This is a genomic window from Pseudoalteromonas sp. SANK 73390 (assembly GCF_054966645.1).
Genome location: NZ_ARPN01000103.1, coordinates 75790 through 102471 on the forward strand (window position 1 = coordinate 75790; position 26682 = coordinate 102471).

General features: G+C 39.2%; 24 protein-coding genes. 4 read left to right on the top strand and 20 right to left on the bottom strand.

The genetic code is table 11. From position 1 onward, the window contains the following. Nucleotides 1-15: 15 nt before the first annotated feature. The 5 genes from SANK73390_RS12285 to SANK73390_RS12305 are packed head-to-tail and all read right to left on the bottom strand — an operon-like array spanning nt 16 to nt 5468. Nucleotides 16-1473 carry a SpoIIE family protein phosphatase gene (locus tag SANK73390_RS12285; protein ID WP_462766290.1) on the bottom strand — a complete coding sequence of 486 codons (1458 nt, stop codon included), beginning with the start codon at nt 1471-1473 and terminating at the stop codon, nt 16-18. 9 nt (nt 1474-1482) lie between these two features. Then, nucleotides 1483-2181, bottom strand: a complete 699-nt coding sequence (locus tag SANK73390_RS12290) for an AAA family ATPase (protein WP_462766291.1) — start codon at nt 2179-2181, stop codon at nt 1483-1485. Continuing rightward, nucleotides 2178-4259: a polysaccharide biosynthesis/export family protein gene (locus SANK73390_RS12295; protein WP_462766292.1), complete on the bottom strand. Its 2082-nt coding sequence runs from the start codon at nt 4257-4259 to the stop codon at nt 2178-2180. Before SANK73390_RS12295 ends, SANK73390_RS12290 begins: the two co-directional genes overlap by 4 nt. Nucleotides 4260-4263: 4 nt before the next feature. Beyond that, nucleotides 4264-5136, bottom strand: a complete 873-nt coding sequence (locus tag SANK73390_RS12300) for an OmpA family protein (RefSeq protein WP_462766293.1) — start codon at nt 5134-5136, stop codon at nt 4264-4266. Nucleotides 5137-5150: 14 nt separating this feature from the next. Continuing rightward, entirely contained in the window at nt 5151-5468 is a 318-nt protein-coding gene (locus SANK73390_RS12305) for an STAS domain-containing protein (protein WP_261593841.1), read from the bottom strand. Nucleotides 5469-5580: 112 nt separating this feature from the next. Here SANK73390_RS12305 and SANK73390_RS12310 point away from each other — a divergent pair, with 112 nt between their 5' ends. After that, on the top strand, nt 5581-5790 hold the full coding sequence (locus SANK73390_RS12310) for a hypothetical protein (protein ID WP_462766294.1): 210 nt from the start codon (nt 5581-5583) through the stop codon (nt 5788-5790). Here the strand turns inward: SANK73390_RS12310 and SANK73390_RS12315 are convergent. The 8 genes from SANK73390_RS12315 to SANK73390_RS12350 all read right to left on the bottom strand — a co-directional run bounded on the left by SANK73390_RS12315 (nt 5746) and on the right by SANK73390_RS12350 (nt 16036). Continuing rightward, nucleotides 5746-7539: a sugar transferase gene (locus tag SANK73390_RS12315; RefSeq protein WP_462766295.1), complete on the bottom strand. Its 1794-nt coding sequence runs from the start codon at nt 7537-7539 to the stop codon at nt 5746-5748. The genes SANK73390_RS12310 and SANK73390_RS12315 overlap by 45 nt on opposite strands. Nucleotides 7540-7551: 12 nt before the next feature. Continuing rightward, nucleotides 7552-8628: a glycosyltransferase gene (locus SANK73390_RS12320; protein WP_462766296.1), complete on the bottom strand. Its 1077-nt coding sequence runs from the start codon at nt 8626-8628 to the stop codon at nt 7552-7554. Further along, entirely contained in the window at nt 8625-10124 is a 1500-nt protein-coding gene (locus SANK73390_RS12325; protein WP_462766297.1) for a GumC family protein, read from the bottom strand. Before SANK73390_RS12325 ends, SANK73390_RS12320 begins: the two co-directional genes overlap by 4 nt. A 137-nt stretch (nt 10125-10261) precedes the next feature. Further along, nucleotides 10262-11401, bottom strand: coding sequence for a glycosyltransferase (locus tag SANK73390_RS12330; protein WP_462766298.1), 1140 nt, complete (start codon nt 11399-11401; stop codon nt 10262-10264). A 3-nt stretch (nt 11402-11404) separates the two neighbouring features. Continuing rightward, nucleotides 11405-12112: an acyltransferase gene (locus SANK73390_RS12335; protein WP_261593835.1), complete on the bottom strand. Its 708-nt coding sequence runs from the start codon at nt 12110-12112 to the stop codon at nt 11405-11407. Next, nucleotides 12075-13466: an O-antigen ligase family protein gene (locus SANK73390_RS12340; protein WP_462766299.1), complete on the bottom strand. Its 1392-nt coding sequence runs from the start codon at nt 13464-13466 to the stop codon at nt 12075-12077. Before SANK73390_RS12340 ends, SANK73390_RS12335 begins: the two co-directional genes overlap by 38 nt. After that, nucleotides 13459-14877 (bottom strand): lipopolysaccharide biosynthesis protein, encoded by a 1419-nt coding sequence (locus SANK73390_RS12345; RefSeq protein ID WP_462766300.1) that lies wholly within the window; start codon nt 14875-14877, stop codon nt 13459-13461. The genes SANK73390_RS12340 and SANK73390_RS12345 overlap by 8 nt, the downstream gene beginning before the upstream one ends. 7 nt (nt 14878-14884) lie before the next feature. Beyond that, the gene (locus tag SANK73390_RS12350) at nt 14885-16036 is read right to left on the bottom strand and encodes a glycosyltransferase (protein WP_462766301.1); all 1152 of its coding nucleotides are present in this window, start codon (nt 16034-16036) and stop codon (nt 14885-14887) included. A 214-nt stretch (nt 16037-16250) separates the two neighbouring features. Between SANK73390_RS12350 and SANK73390_RS12355 the strand changes: the two genes are divergently transcribed. Both SANK73390_RS12355 and SANK73390_RS12360 read left to right on the top strand, forming a co-directional pair. Continuing rightward, nucleotides 16251-17174, top strand: a complete 924-nt coding sequence (locus SANK73390_RS12355; protein WP_462766302.1) for a glycosyltransferase family 2 protein — start codon at nt 16251-16253, stop codon at nt 17172-17174. An 8-nt stretch (nt 17175-17182) separates the two neighbouring features. Further along, entirely contained in the window at nt 17183-17593 is a 411-nt protein-coding gene (locus SANK73390_RS12360; protein ID WP_261593827.1) for a response regulator, read from the top strand. Here SANK73390_RS12360 and SANK73390_RS12365 read toward each other — a convergent pair. The 4 genes from SANK73390_RS12365 to SANK73390_RS12380 all read right to left on the bottom strand — a co-directional run bounded on the left by SANK73390_RS12365 (nt 17567) and on the right by SANK73390_RS12380 (nt 20810). Further along, the gene (locus tag SANK73390_RS12365) at nt 17567-18478 is read right to left on the bottom strand and encodes an endonuclease/exonuclease/phosphatase family protein (RefSeq protein ID WP_462766303.1); all 912 of its coding nucleotides are present in this window, start codon (nt 18476-18478) and stop codon (nt 17567-17569) included. The genes SANK73390_RS12360 and SANK73390_RS12365 overlap by 27 nt on opposite strands. 229 nt (nt 18479-18707) lie before the next feature. Next, nucleotides 18708-19139: an acyl-CoA thioesterase gene (locus SANK73390_RS12370; RefSeq protein WP_462766304.1), complete on the bottom strand. Its 432-nt coding sequence runs from the start codon at nt 19137-19139 to the stop codon at nt 18708-18710. Continuing rightward, nucleotides 19136-19960, bottom strand: a complete 825-nt coding sequence (locus SANK73390_RS12375) for a M23 family metallopeptidase (protein WP_462766305.1) — start codon at nt 19958-19960, stop codon at nt 19136-19138. Before SANK73390_RS12375 ends, SANK73390_RS12370 begins: the two co-directional genes overlap by 4 nt. Next, on the bottom strand, nt 19953-20810 hold the full coding sequence (locus tag SANK73390_RS12380) for a 6-carboxytetrahydropterin synthase (RefSeq protein WP_462766306.1): 858 nt from the start codon (nt 20808-20810) through the stop codon (nt 19953-19955). The genes SANK73390_RS12375 and SANK73390_RS12380 overlap by 8 nt, the downstream gene beginning before the upstream one ends. A gap of 195 nt (nt 20811-21005) precedes the next feature. Here SANK73390_RS12380 and fabA point away from each other — a divergent pair, with 195 nt between their 5' ends. Continuing rightward, complete coding sequence (fabA, locus tag SANK73390_RS12385; protein ID WP_261593816.1) at nt 21006-21521, top strand: 3-hydroxyacyl-[acyl-carrier-protein] dehydratase FabA; 516 nt, start codon at nt 21006-21008, stop codon at nt 21519-21521. 64 nt (nt 21522-21585) lie between these two features. Here the strand turns inward: fabA and rmf are convergent, their stop codons facing one another. The 3 genes from rmf to SANK73390_RS12400 all read right to left on the bottom strand — a co-directional run bounded on the left by rmf (nt 21586) and on the right by SANK73390_RS12400 (nt 26523). After that, nucleotides 21586-21756: a ribosome modulation factor gene (rmf, locus tag SANK73390_RS12390; protein ID WP_152086001.1), complete on the bottom strand. Its 171-nt coding sequence runs from the start codon at nt 21754-21756 to the stop codon at nt 21586-21588. A gap of 658 nt (nt 21757-22414) precedes the next feature. Next, a complete protein-coding gene (locus SANK73390_RS12395) occupies nt 22415-23704 on the bottom strand; it encodes a metallophosphoesterase (RefSeq protein WP_462766307.1) in 1290 nt (429 codons plus the stop codon). Between the two features lie 38 nt (nt 23705-23742). Further along, entirely contained in the window at nt 23743-26523 is a 2781-nt protein-coding gene (locus SANK73390_RS12400; RefSeq protein ID WP_462766308.1) for a TonB-dependent receptor, read from the bottom strand. Nucleotides 26524-26682 lie beyond the last annotated feature (159 nt).

Sequence of the window (26682 nt, forward strand, 5' to 3'; positions counted from 1 at the left end):
TTTTTATTTATAGTACTAATTAATAACAATTAATGATGCATCGTCAAACTCTTTTGATACACTTCCTTGAGAATTTAGCCAAAGCTTGGTCGCATAAGCCTCTCCTTTCAATGAGTTATCAGGAAGATAACTCATTATTTGTTTTTCTTCATTTAGTGTAGAGCCTAAATTATCAACCCAACCATCAGTGTAAAATATAAGCTGTGCTATATCTTTCAGTGGATATTGGTATTTCCGATATGAATGATCAGTTGATAATCCCATCAAAGGATCTGTATGCAACAAAGGGTTCATACAACCATTTTTCATTACTGCAATCGGAGGTGGATGTCCTGCATTGTAAAAATAGATATACTCGTCGTCAAAATAAACAACCAGCATCGTTAATAAACTACCTTTGCATATTTTTTCTTTGCTAAGCGCCAAATTCATGGCATCAACAAGCGTATCGACTTGACTATAGCTGCTCGTAAAACCACTTATAAACCCCTGTATTTCATAACTCTTTTGATTTGCAGATAAACCATGCCCCATTATGTCGCCTAAAATAAACCCTTTATTATCATTATCCAATGGGATAAAAAAATCTCCACCTAGATTAGTCGTGATGGTGCCAAACAAATGCGCACTTCTCATCTGCCCCAAATCATAATGTGTTTGTTTACAGTCACTACGGTGATGAAATAAATGTGGTTTTAGCTTGTTTTGTACTCTATCTAGGTTGAGTAACAGCTGCTCTTTCATTACGGGTTTAGTGATATAATCATCGATGCCAAAACGGTTTAGTTTTTTCACAGTACGAGTATCAGAGTCCCCAGTCAGCATTAAAATGGCCAGTGTCGTTTTGAGGTCGGAGTGTGCTAATTGAGCCAACAAAGTCTCACTGGTATCACCTTTTAACTTGTAATCTAATAATAAAATATCAACTTTAGATTGCGTAATGAGTTGCCATGCATCATGACAGTTTTGACAAGCAATAAACGTATACTCATCTTGAACATATGCTTCAACAAGTGATAGCTGAGTAATATCATCGTCAACATAGAGTAACGTTGTTTTACGTTTTATCTTATTTAAGTTAAATGAAAAATGATTTTTGTCCGCCAGCGTTTTGTAGCTCGCCTTTGGAAAGTAATGGCGAATGAGCGCGACCCCCATGCCACCCTCAGCTAAGCTTTCACTTTCTATGGTCCATGATGAATGATTTAACTCAAATAAATTATATGGCTCTAAATCATCAATAAGGGCAACCGTATAGTGGTTGTCTTTTTCACCAATAAGTAAGGTAATCGTTCTGTCTTCTGCGCTGGCATGGCGAAGTAAATTCGTCAGGTACTCGGTGATCACAAGCGCACTGGCATCTATATCATCAACACTCACGTTCAATGAATCTAATACATGCTTTAAAGCATGTCTAATTTCAGTGATTGCTGGACGCATGAGGCTAAAACGGTTATGAAATTTAACATCCATGGTATTTCCCTAGTGGTTATGAAAAAGCCAGCGCTGCTGTTGTAATTTAATACTAAGCCAATTCGACAACCGCGGCCAACGTGCGTTTATTTTGTTTAGTTGCGTTAGCACTTTCTCGCCCAATGGCTCAAAATGATATTGCGATACAACCACTTTAATATTTTGATGACCACTTTCTTTTAGGTATTTAAGAGCTGTACAAAATGATTCTTCATCATTGTGCCCTAAAGCTGCAACAATAATGGTCATTTGACTACAGCTACTAAGTGCATATAAGGGAATATTCCCTTTATTGAGCTTCAAAGCTGGCGACATATCAATCAAAATATAATCGTATTCTTGTAGCAAACGCTCTATGGCATACTGTATGACACGTTTATTCTTTGCTGACTCTAGTTCAGATAAATGGCTAATCGTTAACAAGTCATGATCAGCCGATTCAATAGTACAAAGTTGACACGAAATATCGTCAAATTGCCAAAATTTTGCATGCGAGTCATTGGGTAACCCAACAGGGTTGAGTGGATTTAAGTCGATTAACAAAACCCTGTTTTTTTGTGAACTTAGTCCACATGCCACGCTTTTGCACAAGCTGCTTGCCCCCCCATTACCAGTGAGTGACATAAAGGTCACACAGCGTGACTCTTGATTCGTAATTTCGTTACATACAGATTCAAGCTCTTGAAATTGATGCGGTATAATTTTCATAATCCCACCACTAAAGCAATAATTGTAATGAAGTCAACAAAGTTATCTTTGAACTGACTCATTAGATCTTGCCCTTTCTCTGGTACATACAAGGTATCGCCAACTCGTAGCACGGGTATTTTGGCTGAGTTTGGCGATTTTATAAAAGCTTCAAAGTCGAATACGCGTGCTTGCTCTTTACAACAGCCGTGGTTGATTACCACAATTTTATCTATCAGAGCATTACTTGTTGGGCCACCCGCTTCGGCAAGCAAATCAAGTAACGTCATGGTATCGTCAAAATTATAGCGACCGGGCTTTTGAATTGCGCCCATGATCCTAACAACTTGCTCTTTTGGTTGACGTAACCAGTTTTTATTTTTTTCAGGGATAAAAATAGTGTCTCCGGCAAGCACATCAGGAAACAAAGTTTCATCGCCTGTTTCAAAGTACAATGCAAGGTCAAGTTTACTTACTTTGGCATGTTTACCATTTCTGTGAGTCACTCTAATGTTTCTGATATCTGCGTTAGCATTAGGCCCATCAGCAGCAGACAAAATATCCATGAAGTGCATCCGATTGTTAAATGCATAGCGCCCAGGTGCGCCCACTTGACCCATGATGTAAATCGACTTGCTAGATTCTTGGCGGATCCACTGAGATTTATTATCCGATGGGTCAACTGGAAGCTCTTCAACAATAATAGTGTCGCCTGCAACTAACGAGGGTAATTGTTCGCTTTGCGCACTTACTGTGAATTTTTCAAGATCAAAGCGTTTGGTTACCTCACCTTTTCTAACAATCTTAATATCGTTAATATTAGCGCCTTTTGTAGGCCCACCGGCATGGGCGAGTAAATCGGTTAAGTCCATTTCTTTACTCCATTCGTAACGACCAGGAGATTGAATGGCACCAATTATTTTTATTGCTCTTTTCGGTGGTACTTTAAGCCAGCTTTTTTCGTTTATATCCGTTTTTTCCGGTACAAAAATAACATCGCCTGGGTTTAAATCTGGTACTGTCATAGTGATTAACCCTTCGCTATAACCTTGCAAGTCAAACAACGTATTTTTGCCATTGGGCTCAAGAATTTTAATCTGTCTTGTTTCAGCAAACCGTGTTGGTCCGCCCGCATTGGCAAGAATATCTAAAAAGTTGGTGTTGTCGGCTGCTTCATATGCACCAGGTTTTTGCACTTCACCCATAATATAGACGGTGCGTGAAGTTGTATTCACATCATCCACCATAATAGGCACATAGATAGTTGAGCCGGGCAACAATTCAGGCATGGCCACTTTACTCGGTTTATCTAGATATGCTTTTAGATCAAATATCTCAGGTGTTTCATTCACTATAATGCGTATTTTGGTCACATCGGCATAACGTGTCACCCCTTCAGCACGCATTAATGCGTCCAGCACACTCATATTGTCTTTAAATGCAAAACTGCCTGGGTTGTGTAACTCTCCAAGTAGAGTAACCGCACTGCCAGCACTTGCATCACCGCTGGCACTTAGGGTTTGTGCATCAAAGTCAATTTGCACATTGCCTAGCAAAGGAGATACAGGCACAAATACCGTATCACCACTTTCTAATTTAGGCAGCAATGACAGGTTTCCTGAATCTAAATACGCTTTGTAGTTAAATTCAATAAATTCACCTTCTCGTCTAATTTGCAATTTGTCTAACTGTGCCCCTGGTTTTAAACCGCCCGCTTTTGCGATCACCATTTGAATGTTTCCAAACATTGGAATTGTCACTTGCTCGGGTTGATTAACGTAACCAAGTACGTTAATCAGTATGTCATGCTCTCTAATTTCTACATAAAAGTCCTCTACTGCACGAAATACGCGTGATAATTGAATTTTAAGTTCACTTTCAACTTGTTTTAATGGCTTATTAGCAACGTTTACCTTACCTATTTCTGGTAAAACAATATTGCCATCACCTTGTACGGTAAAAAGATCTGAAAACTCAGACTCCCCCGGTAAATACACAAATAATTTGTTGCCAACTTGTACTAATTCAGTTTGATCATTTGCTTGTGAGTTTGCTAAAAAGCTTAAACACAGGGTGGCGATAAATAGTAAATAACGCATAGCTTTACTCCTGTGATTTGCTAAGCACTTTGGTCCAATTCCTAAGTGCCATTACTTTACTAGACTGATCCTTTGGCAGCTCATCAGTCCCCATAACAATAGCTTCTACCCGCCGGTCAGAGTGACGACTCGATGCTGAAGTGATTTCATCACTGTATGGTTGCATGCTCCCTTGGGTGAGCGTTGTAATAATATGACTCGGTACACCGTAAACATTAAGCCAATGTTTAACTGTGTCAGCTCGTTGCAAAGCCAATTCAAAATTATTTATTTTATCGCCCATCTTATCGGTGTGACCAATCAGAAGAATCGTTAATCCATCTATGTGTTTAATTAAATCCGACGCTTGGGCAAGGCGGCCCATATACTTCGGTGTTACTTGATATTCATCAAAAGCAAATTGATTATCGCTATTTAGTAACTTTGCAATTTTATCGACGTAGTTTTCATCGAGTTTTTGCGGGTCATCTTGTACTACCACTGGTGCACAATCGGTAACGTTTTTTAGTGTGTCAAAATGATGCGAAAGTTGATTTAAGCCATGATAGTGAATGATTAAATCGTGTTCAGCATCTTCCCACATTTTTGCACTTATCAAACGGCGAATACGATTTTCGTATACTTGCGCTTTCAACAATTGCGCGGGCATACATTGTTTGATCCCCTGCGTTTGGAGTAATTCGAGTTTTAATGCCAAATGTTCAAACTCATTGGTGATTACATTAATGTTATCGTTAAATACTAGGTTGCCTTGTTCAAGCTTTGGTTGGTGCTGTCCATATACTTCAGCCCACCCTCCTTGACCTTCCTCAGGCCAAGAAGCACACCCACCTAATAATGAACTAATCGCAATAAAGCTGTATGTGATGTACTTCATAGTTGGCCTCCTGACTACACGTCTAGTTTTTCGATAAAAGGAATGGTTTTATCTACCCGTAGTAGATTCATCAACTTGTGAGGTTGGCCGTTAACTTTTAAAAGTGCTAGTTGTTGACCTTTTTGTTCTATACGCTTATACAGAAAGACCATGGCACCAATGCCGGAAGAGTCAATAAATTGAGTATCAGAGAAGTCCAAAATAATATAGTCTTGCTCACTGATGGCGAGTTGTTCAAAGTCTGTTCTAAAACTATCAACGGTGTAGCCTGAAAAGTCTTTTGGTAATGCTAAAATACGACGTGTTTTATCTTTTGGGATTGAAGTGATCATGGGATTAACCTCATAGTCAATTAAGTTACTATAGAGGTTACAACTACAGTGCCATGTTTTTATTTCACTCAAGGCTATGAAAATTAAGGGCTTTTATTTACCCATATGCATAATGCAAAATAACCTATTCTTTGCTTTTGCATTATGCAATGCACTCGGTGTGAATGCACTCGGTGTGAATGCACTCGGTGTGAATGCACTCGGTGTGAATGCACTCGGTGTGAATGCACTCGGTGTGAATGCACTCGGTGTGAATGCACTCGGTGTGAATGTGCGCCTATTGTCCTTTACCTGTGAATACAACCGAAATAGTGCGCAATAAAATCATCCACTCCATTGCAAACCAGTTTTTTCGATTTGACATGCTCAGCGCATAGGCATAATCCCAACCAATCTTACTCCTTGCATCCTCAATACTTTCATCATATCCATTCATTACCTGCGCAAGGCCTGATATACCCGGTTTAAGCCCATATGTCCGCCAGCCAAAATATGGGATAGATTTCTCTAGTTTCGCGTAAAATACAGGTCGCTCTGGACGAGGGCCTATCAGTGACATTTCTCCCACGAGTACGTTCCACAACTGCGGTAGTTCATCAATACGTGTCTTACGTAAAAAGCGACCTACTTTTGTTATCCTAGGGTCATTTTTACTCGCCCAAACTGCGCCGCTTTTTGCTTCAGCATCAACTACCATAGAGCGAAATTTATAAACGTAAAACAATGATACAAATTTATCAGTACTTTTACCTACTCTTTGCTGCTTAAATAGAACTGGGCCCTTTGAATCAATTTTTATAGCCAACGCGGTCAAAAGCATAATCGGTAGCAGTAGCAATAAACCACATAAAGACCCAACCACATCGAACGCTCGCTTTATTAAACTCACGCTATTATCTTTACCTTTACGCTCATTCACTCTTGTCCAAGGCTTTTTATAGGCACCAAATTGGTATTTAACAACGCCGCGCAATGCAACCCAATAGCAAATAAGCGCATAATGTGCTTTAGCAAATAGCTTAATAAGGACATTTTTAGATTTTACTTGGCCAATTGTATGAATACTTAATAGGACGCTACAAACACATGCCGCCCATACACTTTGATTTATTACAAGCGCTATCGTAGGTATAGCGTATAACAAAAAAATAATGATTGGCATTACTGCACGTAGCGCTTTATGTGAGAAGAAATTAAAAGCCGTCCAACCTAACTTTGGATTAAGTAATGAAGCTAAGATGATAAATTGCTGCCAATTACCTGCGCCAATACGCTCACGACGCTTAATATCTTGAGCTATTTCATCGCATTCGCGCTCGTATATCGTTACGTCTGCATCTAACACTACATGACCGCCAGAATGGCAAGCTTGCATCGTAAGGATAAAATCGTCGTTGATTGTATGTTTAGGGATTGGTTTAACGTTGCTTGCACGAATTGCAAATAATGCGCCTGGCACGCCTATTACAGCCCCAAAATGCGATTCAAGCGTTTTTAATGTATTTTGATATTTCCAATATGACTGTTGTTGCATTGGCGCACACTCATCGGGCGTGTAGCACCCAGTGGCAACAGCTACGTCTTTGTTTTGAAATTGGTTTGCAAACTTGTTCAACGCATCAATACTTAACAGCGCACTGACATCCGTAAACACCAAAATGTCATAGTTATTTTGCCCTATTTCGATAAGCGCATTGATTGCATGTACCTTACCTTTGTTTTCATTTGCGTTATGTAATACACAAACCACTCCTTTTTCTTCTAGTCGCTTTTGAGTTTGCAAAGCAAGATCATAGGTCTTATCTGTACAACCGTCCAAATAGACGTGTATGGTGTACAGTTCACTCGGATATAGCAAAGAGCCTAGGTTATTGAGCTTCTCTTCAATGTGGCTTTGTTCATTATATGCACACATCATAACGCCTATACTAGGTAGTTTGGTTTGTATCGCAGTACATTTCGTTGTTGGCTTTTTAAACTTTGTCACGATTTTTAATATCAGCAGATACCCTATATGATGATAAACCGCCACAATTATTAGCAATATGAATACAAAACTTAACGTTGTCATTGTAATTACTCCTTAAGCGGTAATACCACAATAAAGTTGATCATACTTACGGCTCATATCTTTAATTTGCGCTATAGACAGTGCATGGGCTCGTATTGCTTGACCCGCCTCTATCATTAGCGCCTTTTGTATCGCATTTGGTATTTGCTGTTTTTGCAAACGCGACAGCAGCACCCCCTGTTTTTGGGTTAATACTTCTTTAATACCTCCCACATCACTGGCAACAATTGGCGTACCGCAAGCCATTGCTTCTAAAATTGTTAAAGGCATTCCTTCCCTTTGCGAAAATAAACAAAACACATCAATTGCTGAATAAAACACTTCCATATTATGTACACACCCTAAAAAGTGCACACGACTTTCCAACTTAAGGCTATTAACTTTTGCCTTGAGTGATGCATCTAAACTGCCTTGACCTGCAAATACAATATGATGATTATTTGGTAGTGTTTTTAATGCATCAATTAAATCTTCATGGCCTTTACCAAGCTCTAGCCTTGCTGCGCAACCTACTACTTTGGCGCTTTTTGGCAGCCCTAACTGGTATCGAGCATAATCCCTATTTATTGGCGCAAACTTTTTACAGTCGATACCATTTAAAATAGTCTCTTGTGGTCTAATTGATGTTTGAGCATAGAAATCATGAGCGACAACATCTGCATCAGCAATCCAATGTACCGGAGATAGCGTATTTAAAACCCTGGTGATGAAGCGTGATTTAATCCCAGATAGATACCATGCATCATGCACAGTAGAGACATGCTGTACGTCAGGGCGCTTGATACATGCAAGGCACGCATAGAGCATGGGCCCAATGTGATGGCTATGCACAACGCGAATATTGTGGGTATCGATTAAATCTACTAATTTATTAACTGCTTGATAGTCAAAACGTTCACGTTTTTCAAGAAAATCCAATTTATCGTTTAAGCTTTTAAGCTGTGGCCAGTTGCTCAAACACGTATCCTTGTCACCTTCGAGTGCCGCAATTCTAGTTTCATTACAAAAACGGCTTTGCTCCAATAAAGATACAGCCATTTTTTCAAGGCCACCAATATTTAAATGTTGAACAATATGAAGTACTTTCATAGCTTGTTACCTCTGTTTTGCACATGCTCAGATAAATGACTTAAAACCTGAGCATGAGATTTGTTGATGATTGGGAGCACTGCTAACACTGGCTCAGATGAGAGTTTTTCAATGGTTGATATATCTTTTAGGTGGCTATCGCACAAGGTAGCAATAAAGACACTAGCAACACCCGAAAAGAGCCCCAGTACGATGCCTAATATTAACGATACGACTAAAGATGCGTTAATTGCTTGGGTAGGGCTGTAAGCACGCTCAATGGTTTTAACCTTATCAGGCCCTTCGTATTTAACGAGCTTGCCTGTTACTTTGGCCATTTCATAACGACCTAGCATCTCTTTATATAATGACTGCTTAACATCATAATCCCGTTGTAACTTGCTAAGCTGTTTTTCAATATCGCTGGTCACAAGTAACCGCTGACCAAGCTCTTTTACTTGGCTATCTAGTAAAGTAAATTCCTGTTGCAGCTGCTCTACATTGTTTTTGGCATCTTCTAGTGCAACTATTTGAGATACTAATACACTGCTATCACCATTTTTAGACGTTGGCATGGTGTTCGCCATTTGCCAAAGCTGCTGCATATCAACCTGTTGTAGCTCCTCGCCTTTACTTAATAACACTTTCTGGCGGTTCAGCAGAGTCTCTAATTTGCGTGATTTAGCTATTACCTTACTGTGCTTGTCTGTATAACGCGTTTTTAGCAAGCTCAATTCAGAGCTTACAGCGATTATCCGCTGCTCCAAATTGCCTAGCACAGGGTTGGCTTGGGCCATTTTATTGGTGAGATTCTTTAATTTTGCCTTCGCACCAGATAGCTCAATGAATTTATTTTGCTTGTCGCTTAAAATTCTATCTAAGGTTTGACGATTACTATTAAGTACCTCAGGTAATGTGTCGCTGTATTTAACTTTAAATTTTGCCAGCTCATTTTCTGAAAATTCAAGCTCTTGTCTAAGCGTATCAAGTTGCTTAAAAAAGAACTGCTCAGAAGTATCTAACGAGGCTTTAGTTGGAGCAAGCAACCTTTCAATGAACTTTTCGACTACCTTTTCTAAAATTACTTTCATTTTTCCAGGTTCATGCCATTTTAGGTGGATGCGCACTAATTCATCTCCTACTAGAGATAAAGATAATGCTCCAGCCAGCTGCTGGTGGATTGCTTCAATGTCTTCATGACTTGCACTGTCACTGATTAATTTTGTCTCTTTTGCGACCGAAATGAGTACCTTACGGCTAATAACAAGTGTTCTTAGTGCATCGATACGATTCGATAACTCAAATGAAAACGACAAGTCATCAAGAAATGGATTTAGCAATGATGACTCTTCAATTAAAATGGTTGCATGAGTCATGTATTGTTTTTGCGCGGTTGCGGATAATAGAAACACGACAACGGGTACAATACACACAGGCACAATAAACAGCTTGAAGCGACTGTATAACGCATACAGCGACAAATAAGCTAATCGTCTAATTTGTTCTTTAACTAGCATGTTTCAACCTTAGCTTTGCATTTTGCAATTGAAACTCTCGTCTTCATTTGCATTTTGAGAAAAGCGCTCATATTTAAGCGTTATAGGTAAGAAGTTGCAGATTGTGGGCCAATAGCTTGGCCCACAATTAAAAAAGCTTAAGAATTGAAAAGAAGTGATTTAATAACTTGCTGTGCTTTAGCTTGCCAACTATGAGCAAACACTAATTGTGCCTGATATTGCTCCCAACTTAGTAGGGGTTGTTCACCAATTGCTATCGCCATATCCACTCGATAGATAAAACCAGCTATGTCATCCGCTACCAATATTACTTGGTTAAACTGCTGAGCGGCTGGAAAGTTAGTTGCAACAACGGGCGTACCCGCCGCAAGATATTCCTTTAACTTTAAAGGGTTACATGCTCTAATTTGAGCATTATCTAAAAATGGCATCAATGATACCTGCCAGTGCTGTGAAAATTCAGGTAAGGTACTGTGCGCAACAGCATTTATATGTGTTACATTTTTTAATGCTAAAAGCGCTTCGACTTCTTTTGAGTAGTGCGTAACCGAGCCAATTAAAACTAACTCATACTGAGGTCGTTGTATTGCAAGTTCACTCAGTAATTGAATATCTAACCATTCATTAATAGAACCATAAAACCCGATGGTTGCTTTGTGTGACTTCAAATAATTACTTGCTACTTTACGTTCGCTAAAAAGCCTATGATCAACGCCATGCGTAAGCAGATATGTTTTATGCACTGGCATTTTATGCATTAAATGTTCACTCACAACATAAATTAAATCAGCTCTGTCAATCAACTGGCGCTCTAAAGGTTCGACCATTTTATGATCTACCCCTGCCAGCGCATTAAAATCATCACCGCAATAATAGACCACTCTATCTTGTGCTTTGGGCTGAATAAGAGAAATTGCCGTAGGAACACTTATCCAATAAGTAACGGGCTGTTCATTATCAAAACAGCGAACTTGCAACGCAAACAAAATACGATTAATAGCTTGCGCAAATGAATTATTATGCCATGGCAGTATAAATAAATTACTTACCTTATCTAAGTGATGCTTTTCGTTAACTTCACAAGTACTGAGTGACTTGCCAAACAATGCAAGCGCTTTACGCAAAAGCCTAATAAAGTCATTCTTATTGGCGCTTGGCTTGCGCATTCCAACTGAATTTATCCAATGTACTTTGCTGTGTTTAGAAATACATTTGAATAAATGCTGCGTGCTACTTGGGTGTGCCCCCCAGTCTTCACCAAATACAATAAATCGCATGTTCTACTCCTTATTGATTTGTTTAACAACTTTGGCTGGGTTACCCGCAGCAATACAGTAATCGGGTACGTCTTTGCACACCACACTACCAGCGCCTATGATTGCTCCTTCACCAATTGTTACTCCTGCCAAAACTGTCACGCCAGTACCAAGCCACGCCCCTTGTTTAATCACAATATCTGCAGCCTGATGGTCTTCATCAGGTAAACCTAGTGCACGTGCTTTATTGTCTATCGGGTGCCCTGCAAATCCGGCAAGAAAAATTCGTCCAGCTAATCTCACATCATCTTCAAGTACAATTTTAGTTCCTACAGAAAAAGCATTTTGCCAACCCACATCAACATTATTACCAATGATCAATTGCGCTGTGTTATGTGTACAGCTGCGTCCACAAAATGTACTAATACCTGACAAGCGAACATTATCCCCTAAGGTTACCTTTAAGCTCCCCAATATTTGTGGCATACCACTATACAAACACAAGTTATTTTTACTGCCTTGGACTTGGCTTTTAAACACCGGGGTGTAATAAAATATTCTGAGCAATTGTGACACTACTGTAGCAACTGTTCGGTGCAACACGTAAATACTTTGATGAACAAGGGGTATTACAATGCATTGCGGATTGCGAATTCGCTTTGCAAATTTAAACAAACTTGCGGCTAGAGTACTATCACTGGCTTTTAGCCACTTCTTCATTGCTATGTACATAATTTTCCCCTGCATTGTCTTGAGCAAGCTTTTCTAAAGCTATGGTCAAAGACAAAATAATATATAAAGGCCAAGTAAATGCTTGCGTTAAAAAGGTGCCAGACACCATAAACCCTATCATTCCTGCTTTGAGCGCATAGGTATTAACATTAAGATTTGTATTGCTACTCACTGCATTTAGCAGTGCTGTTCGTTCAAGGCTTTTAAAAATACCAACGATCAACATGGCAAAGACCAACAAGCCAACAAACCCTGTTTCTCCTAAAACCTGAAACCACGTACTATGTACTGCATGATTCTTGCCATCCCAATGAGGACTATAAAAATAATAATTAACAAAAAAATTGTTAATTCCCACCCCTGTTAAAGGATTCGCTACAGCCATATTAATAGCAGCTTGCCACGCATATATCCGACCCATAGCAGACGCATCGACGCCTTCTTCAGCCGCGCCTCCACTTTGCCTATCTGAAATACCCGCAAACAACACCATTAAGAGCATGCCAACAAACCCTATAGCGCCAACAAGCACTGGGTTCTTAACTTTTTGATAAATGAAAAAGCTCAAAACAGCTGCAATACCTAATAACCCTCCACGGCTTTGCGTAGCAATAACTCCACTTATCAGAAGAGTTAAACCTACTCCTGCGGCTATTCTTCGCCATTTGTCATTATTTTTGTCAAAAATTTCAGCTGCTAAAAACGACACGGGGAACATTAAAACAAGAGATAGGTCATTGGGGTCGCCTAATTGTGAGCGCAAATCGCGAGATATGGTCACTCTGGTCCCCTCGACGAGACCAATTCCATTCATTTTATTACTAATGGCAACGAGTGCAATTGACACACCTGATAACATGATCCCAATACGTACCCAACTAAAGTGTTTTGCGCTTTTAACCCACCAACTAATTGCAAACACCATGATGAAGACTTTACTGAGTACGCCACTGAAATATTCTATTGCTACAGCGCGGTTACTTGCCATAAACACACAAACAGTTAGCCACACAAATAACACAATAAATAACACGTGGCAGGAGTTCCAGTGCGGTTGTAATTGCTTAGAAATAAATAAATGCCAGACAATACCCAATAATGATGCAAGGGCCAAAAGTTTTGGAATTTTAAATGGCATTAGCACAGGAAAAGCTTCGTGTAGACGAAAATAACTAAACAAAATAAACAGAATAATAAAAGCAATACTGACTCGAATGGCTGTAAATGCGGCAAAAGGAAGTATCACTAGCGCAAATGCGCCAACGGGTCCAACACCTTGGTATGCACCAAGCACAGCCAGTGTGATTAATAAACTTGCGATGATAAACCTATTTTGATAAACAAGTTCACGCATATCGATGCTCCAAAACATAACGAGCGCGCTCGACAATGTTTATACACTCTTTCGAATAACATCGAGTTAAAAAGCCAACATACAATGCCAAAACACCAAGCCTCTTGATTATTATAAACTCGCTGTTTAAAAAGCCGAGCCCAACAAGCACGATGATAAATAGCCAAGCAACAAGCATATTACTGAGTTTGTATGGGACATATTCCAGCGCTTGGCTCGTTTGGTAAAAAGCCACAGCACGTATGCCTTGTACAAGCAGTAAACAGAAAACAGCCCCCTTAACTGAATAAATAGGGACAAGCCAATACATCATCCCTAACATTACTATCGCTGACACCGCATTAATAATTAAAACTGATTGCGCGCAGCGCTTCATATAACAACCTATATTGAGTAAGTCAGCATGATGGCGTAACACCACAACCAATATCAAAAATGTGACCCACTGTGCACTTTGCGCATAAACACTTGGTAACAACAAAACAATTAATTGCTCGCAAAAAATAAGCATTATCATGCTAATCAATATACCTATGTGCAGACATCTTAGTGTTTCATAAGCGTACAATGCTTTATTGTTAGCAAGTTTTTGAAAGCGTTTAGCAAACCACCACATTCTCACCGGTTCGAATGCAAACGAGGTCATTAGAGCAAACTGTGCGGCTACAAAATAAATTGCTAAAGTTTGTGTATTAGTGTTTGCAACAATGAACCAATTCTCAGCGCCGTTACAGGCATATAAGCAAACTGCAGAGAATATAATAGAGACTAAGAAGTAAATGTCTGACCTTGATATTTGTCGTGGATAGGATGAAAAACTCACAAAAAGCGCAGCGCGTGTTTTTAGCAATGCAACAAATAAAACAAGTGCCGATGCTAGCGCGCCAGATAACATAACTCCGGTCACAGAGAGACCTTGATATAAAAACGCCAACGTTAAAGCGCATTGAATAAGGCCATGAGAGGTTGTTACAATACAGTACTGCTTTGCTTTACCTTGAATCCGCCAATAACTGTATGGTACAGCTAACATAGCCGAGCACATTAGATTGATGACCAGTAAATATAAATCGATTGCTTTCACCTGAGCGGGCAGCAATAACATGATGTCATCCATCAAAAATAAAGCAACTACAGCCAATGCAAGCGAGCTTAATAGCGAGATAAGTAAACAATCTCTTAGCAATGACTGTTGTTTTATGCTGCTGGCGCTTTTACTTCTGAATAACAGTTCAGGTAAACCAAGGCTAAGTATCAGTGAACAAGCCGCGCATACAGTGACTAAAAAGTTTAAATATCCGTACTGCGATTGTGTCAACAAACGTGTCATGACCGGCATCATTAAAAAACCGAGCCCTTTGAGCACTAACACCGACATACCGTAATACGCGATTTGCTTTAATCCGCTCATACTGCACCTATAGCATTTGTACCCAGTTAGATAACTTTTTCGCCTGTAACTTGGCATTAAAATATCGCGAAACTAACTTATAAGCATTGAGCCCCATAGCATAACGTACATAAGGGTTTAGTTCACAAAACGCGCGTAGCATCGTAACTAGCTCGTCTTCATCGCCCGGCTCACATAACATGCCTACTTTGTTCACTACAATTTCTTTTACGCCCATCAATCTAGTTGATAAAACGGGAATGCCGCATGCCATCGCCTCTTTTAGTACCAGTGGGCCTGTATCTTTATCACCATTACTAGCCACACAAAACGGCGCTACGAGAGCGGTATAATGCTTACAATTTTGTGCTATCCATTGTGGTGACTTTCTACCTATGAACTTAATCTGTCGATTTATTCCTAGCTCGTAGCTTAGGTCCTCTAACGCTTTATACATCGGACCGTCTCCTACTATATCGAGCGAAATGTAATAGTGTTTTTGCAAGCGCTTGATAGCGGGGAACAGAAATTGTAACCCCTTCTTTTCTACTAAGCGGCCAATAAAGATAAGTTTTACGTCTGAGTTGATAGCATGAACTCTGTGGCAAAATAAGTTTAAATTCACGCCACAGTGCAAAAGTTTAGTTTGAGTATGAGACATACCCTCAAATTGCGATTTCATATCTTTGCATACCGCAACAACGAAGTTGCATTCATTAAGTTTGTGCTCAATGTCTGCACCATTAACGTAAACGTCATGTCCATGTCCAATAGAAGATACCGTAATACCAGCAAGCTGTGCGGCTATGATCCCGTATGCTAAAGGCCCATGCATAAAATGACAATGTAAGTGTTCAATATTGAGTTTGTTCAATAACTTAGCTAGTGATGAACCATATCCCAATAGGGAAATAGTAGAAATCGATTTGAATTTAAATGATGTTTTTACAGCTTTAAAAAATTGCGAACTCATTAGCGACGCAATACTAAAGTCGCTTATTGTCGGTTTAGGTATATTGAAAACTTCTACATTTGCAGACAAGTTAGAAGTAAATCGATGCGTAGTAAATGCAAGCACAGTCACTTTGTGACCTGCTGATACCAGTGCATTAATCTCAGTGATGACAAAGGTTTCTGATGCAATGGGAAAGCTAGGCACTAAAATAGCAATATGTTTCATAATTAGCACTCCAATGTGTAGTGCTGTTATGGTGGCAAGTATCGTACCGCCCCTAAACACCCTATTTTTCGTCATAAGTGGCAATTTGGCATTCGTTATTTGCATTTTGCAATGCGTTTTATTAATCCATACTCCCAATTCCTTTAATTCTGGCATTTTAATATTGGCGTTGTTATTGCGTTGCTCTTTATTAGATTAATTAGGAGAGCATATAATGAAATATGATGTAAGCGTTATTATTCCAAACTATAACTGTAAACAATATTTACCAATTGCGTTTTCAAGTATTTTGAAGCAAACAGGCTTACGTATTGAAATAATTGTCGTCGATGATGGTTCAACGGATGGGAGTGTAGAGTGGCTGACATTGGCTCAAAAAACGCTACCAAATTTAGTGATAATAAAGCAGCATCGCTCTGGTGTGGTTGCAGCCAGAAATTATGCAATAGAAGTAGCATCTGCACACTATATTGCTTTTTTGGATGCTGATGACTATTGGAGTGAAGATAAACTAAATATACAACTGCAATATATGAAATCAAGTACAGCATGTGTGCTCACATTCACAAACTATATTCATGTAAATGAACAATACCAACCTATTATTGATTGCTTTTCATATTGGCCAGAATTTTACCAACCTAAGCTTAATAGTACTAACGAGTACATCGCACTTAGCGAACCGCTAGATTTGTTACTCTATGCCAATGTAATTGGTACATCTTCAGTTATGGTTAAACGCTCAGCAATTATAAGTGTAAATAAATTTAATCCTATGTTAAAGAGCGCAAGTGATTGGGATTGCTGGCTAAATCTCGCTTCAATAGGAGACATCGCCTACACTTACCAAAATGCCATGGGTTATTTAATGCGCCCAAACTCTATCACAGCTAATAGGTTAAGTAGGCTTGAGGCAATAGAAAATATCGTTGCACGAATATATAGCAACAATAAAGTACGATTTAGTACTAAAGTTAAAACTCAGGCTAGAATTCATGAGTGCTATGGTGAGTATCAACGTGAGCAAGGTAAAAAAATTTATGCTCTATTAAACACAATGTGTGCTTTTGGCATGAATCCACACATAAGAAATGCCAAGCATTTATTGCATGATGTAAAGCAACTCATTCGGTTTTAGGATTATATATGCAAAAAGTTTTAATAGTTGATGATGAAAGCCCTGTTCTTCGAGCGTTCAACCGTTTATTTGCTAAAGAGTATGCATTAACGCTGGTAAATGATCCGCTCAAAGCCGTGGAAAGTTTTGCTGATAACCACTATGACTTGATTTTATCTGATATTAAAATGCCCAATATGGATGGCTTTGAATTGCTACAAGCATTTGCAGCCCACTACCCTGATTCTGGTCGCATGCTTGTCAGCGGCTATACAGATTTAGATGAATGTCAGGGCGCAGTAGAAAAAGGAATAGCTGATATTATTGTTTCTAAACCATGGGATAACTTTGAGCTTACCTCTATCGTCAAATTATTGCTAGAAAACGGCAAACTCAAAAGCGAGATTGCTCATCTAAAAGCGCAGTTGGAAACTAAGTAATTTATGGTCGCTCCCTTTAAATAACTCAACGCTGACATTGGTAATATTTTGATGTTCACTCACAACGCAATTATCAATAGGTAAACCCGCAACAATGCTTGGTAACCAGTTTAAGTATTGCCAACTGCGATTATTAACCAAAGAGTGTGAGCATAAGGGCATATTAGTAAAAGGAAAGTGTTTGGACCAAGGAACGATATTGAAGTCACCACTAATCAGCCAATGTCCCTCCAGTTTTTTCACAGCCTCATACACGGCTAAAAGCAACTCGTTTCGATTGAGCCAATCTTTCTTGCTCCTTGGAGACGGGGGGTGCACGGCAAACACAGTGATAATGCTATTACCAACCAATATATCAACTTCTAAATAGCCAACTTTTTGCATGTGTGTGTAAACGACTTTTTTACTTATCAACGGGTAGCGCGAAATAAGCCCTAGCCCCATTGGAAAACCAATATGCTCATCAGAGCCAAATTTGTAATATTCAGGTTTAAGCTTGTCGAAGAGCGCAGTGTTATTATCGTTAAACTCTTGCAGGATAAGTAGATCCCATGTTTGTTCATTAAGTTTAGCAAGCTCGTCAATAACAGACTGGTTATAGTACCGCAGATTTATTTGCTTAATGGTTAATTGATTATGATAATTTTTCTCTGACTGCTCCTGCACAACAACACGAAGGTGAAATACGAGTAAGCAACATGAAATAGCAAACAGTGACAAAAATAAAAGTCGACTATAAAGCAGACCTAAAATGCAAGTAAATACACCCAGCATTAACCATTGAGTGCGCAAACTATCGACTATGTCACCAATGTATCCAAAACTAGATACAAAAAAAGCCGATATCATAAGAATTATATAAATCCCGATTAGTAAATATCGCATTTAAATTACCAAAACTCTTAGTATTGTGTCGTACTATCAATATTTGAGCCAAAGTATAGTTTTTATTTATGTATGCACTTTAAAATATGCATACTCTCCACGTTATTTTTGTAAGACGATACCTTAGTTTTATCAGCAGTTGCTGATTTTTACTTTTAACACAAATTGTATGATGTGTTCCTATGTTAATTATTAATAAGCCACACTGCGTGGCTTATTAATAATTGCGTTATTTAAATCCGTTAAGCATCTTGTCGCATATTACAGGGGTTGGCCTGTGATTGTCATCAACGGCTACAAAAGTAAAGCTGCCTGATATTGCAAGGTGCTTATCATCTTTATGCATACGCTCTAGATATATGTCGACTTCAACCTTTAAACTTGTGTTACCAACATGCACAATTTTAGAAACAAGCTCTGCAAATGTGCCCGCTGGAATCGCTTCTTTGAAATCAACGCGATCAGATGAAATCGTTACTAATGGTTTTCTACAAAAACGCGTGGCAGCAATAAAAGCAACCTCATCCATCCAAGCCAAAGCATCGCCACCAAACAATGTATTATGGTGGTTAGTACGACCAGGGAATACCGTTTTCGTAACTGAAGTGATTGAGTCTTCAATACGTTTTGCAATAATTTTTTCTTTATCTATCTCTGTCATTTGTTACTACTTTTACTCGCCAATGTGTCTTGCATTAATAATTGTGGATCTAGTCGTTCATTGAACCAATTAAAACGCCAATCCAAATGAGGGCCAGTTACCCTGCCCGTTGCACCAATGTCAGCAAAGTGGTCACCTGTTTCTAGTTTATGACCCACTTTGACATGAAGTTTGTTCAAATGAATATAGGTGGAGCTAATTCCATAACCATGATCAACAATCACTGTACCGCCACTATAATATAAATCTGGATTAGCAAACGTAACAACGCCTGGCAAAGGAGCCAAAACGGGTGTGCCTGTCTTATTGGCAATGTCTAAACCGTAATGTGGATTACGCGCCTTTCCGTTAAAAAACCGTTGACTGCCATAGACCCCAGAAATACGCCCAGGTGCTGGTCGAAGCACAGGCTCTTTAAAATATTCAAAGTTCGAGTCTGTAGTGCGTGCTTGTCGTACCGCTTTTGCTTCAGAACGAATTCTTTCAAGCACTGATTTAGGAGGTGATACATACTTTTTTTCAACTCCCGTAATACGATCTATTTTAAATTCTCGTACTGTGATTAACATATCATGCTCATGCTTAACTTCGTCTGCATCTACCCAAGTTAAGGTATGTGTTGAATCTGCATCTCTTCCAAAACCAAATACAAACTCACCTGCAGGAGTAAGCTTCAAAGGTTTACCGTTAAAGCTGACGGTTTTTGCGTTATCAATCTTACCTATAACCATACCACCTTGGGTTAGATTACCTTTTAACTGTAAAGCCTGAGTTTGTAACGCTGATAATAACGCTATCAACAACAGTCCTTTTCTAAGCATAAGCAATCGCTCCTTTACCAACACCTTCGTATGCTTTTACGGTTATAGTATTATTTGGCATAGTATCTTTAATTTGTTTTGCTAAGTACTCTGCAATGCACTCTACTGTTGTGTCACATGGCAATATATCACAACGCGCTTTGCTCATTGCAAGCTCAAAGTAGCCCTGAGTGGCTTCGTAAGCAAAGCACACATCGTTTGTACTAGCAGTTACATATTTAAGGTTGCTGGCATCAATAACATCTTCTTCAGTACCAAGATATATATCTTGCCACTTAGTCGCCCATTCTTTTTGTAGCCTTGGATGTTTCATACCATCAACAAACACACCTAACTGCGAGCGATGGCCATGAATGATACGCTGGCAATTACCATCATGCTTTTTTAATCCATGGCTATAGTGATAATAAAAGCTCTCACTTTGCTCAGCGCGAAGTTCTATACCAATATCTTTTACGTTACTTGGCATCTTAGGCATGATCACCGATTTTAAAAATGAGATAACGCTTTGCTCGTTAACTTCTTCGCCTTCAAGCAAACACACAGCTTGCTCAGGCGCATTCATTGCTAAGTGGTGGCCAGCACCGAATTTACAATCTAAATCGACCCTGTCGTCAGCAACCGTTACTTTTCCATCAAGCCCTTTTGCCACAGCAAGTTTATGGTCTATGGTATCGTCTATGATGCGCTTAATTTGTTTTTTTACTAATGCAAAGTCTAAAACCATAGACTCATCATTAAGTTGGCCATGTAGGGTTAAATCGACTATCCAGCTCTCACCTATTGCGCCACGCTTATTACATAGGTAAGAAAAATCAATGACTGTCAGTGCATCTACAAAAAGGATCATAAACTTCCGATAAATTAGTTTAATACTGGGGCTATTATAAAGTTTTTTAAGACAAAGATCGCCCCATAAGCGTAGGAGAATTCAATTTTAATGAGAATTATTCTTACATAACTAGATTTTTTAACTGTTCAGAGTTGTTTAGCGTACATCTGTACGCTAAAGTAGCTCGGAAATTTTCAGCAAAGATTGTGGACTATGGAACCAAAAAATAGCTATACAAAAGAAGAATTAATCATATGTGGTCGTGGTGAAATGTTTGGCGAAGGCAACTGTCGCCTTCCAAGCGACAACATGTTAATGATGGACCGCATCGTTGAAATAAATGATGACGGCGGTCAACATGGTAAAGGACTGATCGTTGCTGAGCTTGATATTGATCCAAGCCTTTGGTTCTTTGATTGCCACTTTAAAGGTGATCCAGTTATGCCAGGCTGCCTTGGTTTAGACGCAATGTGGCAACTTGTTGGTTTTTTCTTAGGCTGGTCTGGTGGCCCCGGCCTTGGACGAGCTTTAGGTGTGGGTGAAGTTAAATTTACAGGCCAAATTCTACCTACCGCCAAAAAAGTTACTTATCGTATCGAAATGAAGCGCGTCATTAAGCGTAGACTTTTTATGGGTATGGCTGATGGCACCGTTGAAGTTGATGGACGTGTAATTTATGAAGCTAAAGACCTTAAAGTGGGTTTATTTCAAGATACCAGTGCATTTTAATTAAACACGCCCAAACAACAAAGCCCCTTGGTGGGGCTTTATTGTATTTAATCAGTTTACATTATTACGTTTTGAAGGTATTTCGATTTTCGATAGCTTCTCGCCATCCACCTAACCATTCAGACCTTGGTTCAACTTGTTGGTATGGACACAACTCTTTTGATCTACCTGCTAATCCTGCTTTAAATCCTTGTGAATGTGCTCTTTCTAAGCGATCTCTTTTCTGTCTCTTCATAGGTAAAATCCTCACCTTCTCTTTCAACGATGTTGTGACTGCACTCGGTGTGACTGCAACCGTCATCAACATTTAATAATTAGTTAATAAAATCGTCGTTATCAAGCTGTACCACATTTTATTTGTGACCCATTTGACGAGTTAAAGTTCACCTCTTTGATAACGTAGAAATTGTTTTTTAACTGGTGTGTATCCAGCGCACACCACGCATAATTGAATTATTGAGAATAACTGATAAAAACAAAGGGCGTCACTTCAATAAATAAAATGACTCACTCACGTTAAGATCAGTACAGAATAGGGTTGGCCAAACCTTCAGCTTCAATAAATCACATTCGTCTAACGCATGCAATAATATTTACACGGCAATTTGTAAACAAGCTTGACCTTTGAATTTAAATTCCAATCAAAACAAAATAAATGGATAATAAAAACAACAAAATTAAAAAAACAGATAAAAAACACCTTTTTATAATTAAAAAAACATTCATAATTTTGACATAAAAACTTTTCTTTTCAATTCAACATCAAACAAATTAGCAGGTATAAAGGGGACTTTAAATTCTAACATTTGTCCCCATACCATCGCTGACTCTGATTGGTTATTTGTATTTCACATTGATTTTTATTTTGCTTTAAACAACAAAAACTGAAATCGTTAATTACTGCGGTGAGAAAAAGTAAAACTGCGCTCTTGAACAAGCTTTCCTTTACCATCGTTAGGTGTACTATAAAAATTGACAGTCATTGCATCGTTTAAATTATTTAACTGAATATGTGCAAAGCCCCAAGTAAAGCTTTTCGACCAAACCAGATCATACTCTGGATATTGCATCTGTTGGTATTTTGCAAAAGGCGTATGTGTTCCTCGCATCTTTGAAGCTGCACCGCTAATAATAAGAGGTAGCTTAGGCATTGAATGATTTGACGGCATTACTCTTGAACAATCATCGGTCAATAATTCTAAGTCATGTTCATGACCTGCAATATACGCATCTGCATACTGGCACAATTCAGGTAATATAAGTCGACGTAACACATGAGCTTCATCATACTTTGTACCGCCAATAGACCATAAAACGTGATGCCCATATACTATTTTCCACTTCGCAGAAGAGTGCTTTAATCCATTGGCAAGCCATGCAAGTTGCTTATGATCTTCACCATTGATAGGGGTTTCATGGCGTTCGATATCTTCCACCTCTGCTTGTCCACTGGCCAAAGCACTTGCAAGCCCCTGCTCAGAACCATCTTCTCGCAATGGAATTTCATAATAATGCTGACCAGCAAGTAACATATTGGTGTCAATGACAAAAAACTCCACATCATTGCCGGGCTCCCCTTGTTTAAAGCTATAATACCCTTTTTTATCCATGTGAAAATTAGCTTGCTTTGACATCCATGCCGTTTGTAGTGCCACCCCTTTTCTTGATGTTTTCCAATCGTGATTGCCAAGCGCCGAGTAAACCACCAGCGAATTGTTTTCTTCAAACAGCGGTTTAAGTGGTGTTAAAATGAGGTCGCCCATGCGTTGTTCATCGTCTTTGCCATCATTTGCATCAGCACCATCTGGGTATATGTTATCACCGAGCTGAATAGCAAATTCACAATCAGCGGTTTTGCATAAAGTAGCCATCGCCTGTCCGACCGCTTTAGCACCGCTTTGCTCAGTCGCAATATTTGTATTTGGGTAAACAAAAATTGGCGCATGGTTAAACTCAGCTAATGGTCGATTGTCATCTAGCCAATCTTGCTTCTCAGCTGCAATAAATTCGCGTTTGTTTTTTGGATTTTCGATATGTTTTTGTTTTGGGTAATCAGGGCTATAGCCGCCATCACCAAACGCCAAAAAACTGATTGTTGAAGTATCGTTGCTTTGCTCTTGTGAATAGCTGGCAGCTGAGTATAAAACAAAAGTAAGTGTTGCTATTAATATACATTTTTTCATAAAAATGCAGCCAGCTTGCACTGGCTGTCTCCATCATTCTACAGCGAATTAAAACTCACACCAAACTCAAAAGAGCGGCCATAAGTTTCATATTGATAGTTGTAATCACGTGTACCATGAAACAAGTAGTACGCTTCATCGGTTAGATTTATTGCATTAAAATACAATTGATACTGCTCTGTAATATGGTACTTAGCACTAATATCTAGCTGCATGTGGGCATCTTGATAAACACGACGATCATTGTCTACAAACTGAAAGTTTTTGCTTTTATAACTTACGCTCAAACGGGTACTGAATGCGTTATTTTCATAGCCCAACATCACATTTCCAACCATATCTGATTGATTTTGAAGCTTATCATCAGCATCAATGAATGTACTATTGGCACTAAACATAATCCCATTGGTAAAGTTTTTACTATACGCAAGTTCTACCCCGCTTAAGCTTGCCGAACCACCATTGCGTGCTTGAATCACTTCCTTATACCCAGCCCACTGATTTTTAGCCTGCACTTGCTCTATCGCGATAAAATTAGCAATATCTTTGTAAAATAAGCCTGCTGAGATAATACCAATGCCTGATGGGTAATACTCAATTGAAAAGTCAAGGTTATCTGATTCATACGGGTTTAACTGTGGATTACCAACTTCCGCTTTACGTTCAACCTTTACCACACCGTCATCTAATGTAGTTTCAGTCTCAATCAGTGCAAAAGCTGCTGAATCAGAGAATTTTGGCCGCGCAATAGTATTGGTATAAGCAAAGCGAGTAACTAAATTGTCGCGGTAGTCATATCGCAAAGTAAGGTTAGGCAACAAATGATTGTAATCTTTGTTGTCTTGCCAAGTGTTTATTTTTGTATGCAGTGAATCAGTCACTTCATTTTTTATTAACTCAACTTTATTACCTTGAGTATTAAATTCAGTTGCTTCGAAGCGCACACCAGTAATTACCTGCCACTGTCCAATATCCAGTGTTAACATGGCATAAGCTGAGCTGATTTGTTCCTCAGAGCGATAACTCCGCCCTTGGCTTTCAATATCACTTTCTAGCTGGTTTAAATCAAATCCACTGCGATTTTGTAATACATAGCTTTTCAACGCGTTTTGACTAAGTCCTGGACCAAACTTACCCAAACTATAATCAGGCTCTACTGCTGCAAATTGCACAGCGGTTATATCGTCAAATCCCCCATCGAAAACCAATGCATTAACATCGTTATACTTTTCGCGCTTATTATATTTTGCGCCAAACTTAAGTTGACCATTGTAATTAGCAATCACTAAGTCTTTGCTGATGTCTAGTCTAAAGCTTTTCGATTCATCATCGCTAAAGTTATTTTCGTAAACCACTTCATCTAGCGCAAAGTTATTCAATTCATATGCATTATCACTAGCACTGAGTATGGGTTCTTCACCTAAGCTTGCATAACCAAGCCATAAATCATCCGCCTCGAAACTTGTATCGAGACGATTAGGTTCTTTTTCTTCAGACTTCGAGTAGCCAAGACTATATTCAATTAGCCAGTCTTTAAATTGCTGCTCAGATCCTGCCACAATAGACAAAACCTGCTGCTCCTCAAACCTATCTTTGGTATCCCTATCCATTGCTGCAGAGGAAAATACCGCAGAGTTTGACGAATAGATACCTGCAGCTAAGTCTCCTTTATCAAACTTATATTCATTTCTGAGGCGAAATTCATCATCAGAAAACTCGCTATAAAGTGCACGCAGGTAATAACTGTTAGCGTTATCGTCGCGTAAATCAAAATTGATGGCACCACCGAGTCGTTCACGAGTGATTGTATAGTAACGCTGCTCAACTTCCTCAGCAGAGAGCATAGTTACTTCTTCGCCACTGGTGTCTTCTAAGGTCATACTCTGCCAACCACCATCGGTTTCCATGTTATGAGAACCAAACTTTCGCTCAGACCAAGAAATCGCTGAGGCAATCCCTAAGTCGTAATCTTGAGTTAGTTCAAAAATATCACTAAAACTTGCCGACAATTTGGGACTATTTTTTTCTACTTGTTCGTTATAGGTTGCCTGTATATTTGCACTATAACTGCGCCCATCTCGGTCAAACGCACTGAGACTTTTCACCTCAATACTGCCACCAATTGCAGAAGCGTCCATATCTGGTGTTACAGTTTTGCTTACTTCTAAGCTTTGGATCAGTTCGCTAGGAATCACATCCATTGCAACACTTCGAACGCCTTCTTCTGGTGAAGGAACATTAGCGCCGTTAATGGTGACATTATTGAGGTTTGGGTCGATGCCTCGAATACCAACAAAACGCCCTTCGCCTTGGTCACGCTGAATAAACATGCCAGGTAAACGTTGTAGTGCTTCCGCAGCATTTTGATCCGGTAATTGACCAATAGAGTCGCTGCTTACAATCGACTTTATTCCTAAGGCATTTTTTTGACGATTAAGTGCGCCAGCTTGACCGGCTCGATGGCCAATAACAATAACATCTTCAAGCAATAAATCATCTTGCGATTGCAACACGATATCTGCCTTGACGATCCCAGCATTCGTTACAACCACTTTTTGCTCTATTGCTTGTGCACCAATATAGTCAACCACTAATGTATAAGTGCCTGATGGCAAATTAGATAATTTAAACGACCCATCTCTTGCACTTACGGTACTTCTACGTAATTCTTTAACGGTAATTTTTGCACCTTGAAAATAAACATCATGCGCTTGGCTTGCTACTGTGCCTTCAATAGTATTAGCTAAACTTGATGAGGCGAATAATGCACAGGCAAGGCTCAGTGCTATTTTGGATTTTGAAAAATTTGACGGGTTCATTGTTACTCTCTAATTACAAGGTGATAAGCGCGAACTATCATTCGCTTTGTTGGCACCGCACAGTAGAGAATAGATATGTATAAAATATGTCACTACATTAGCAATTAACCTAAATTACACCAATAAAAACTAAAAGAGCGCTGTTTTGAGCCATTTTAA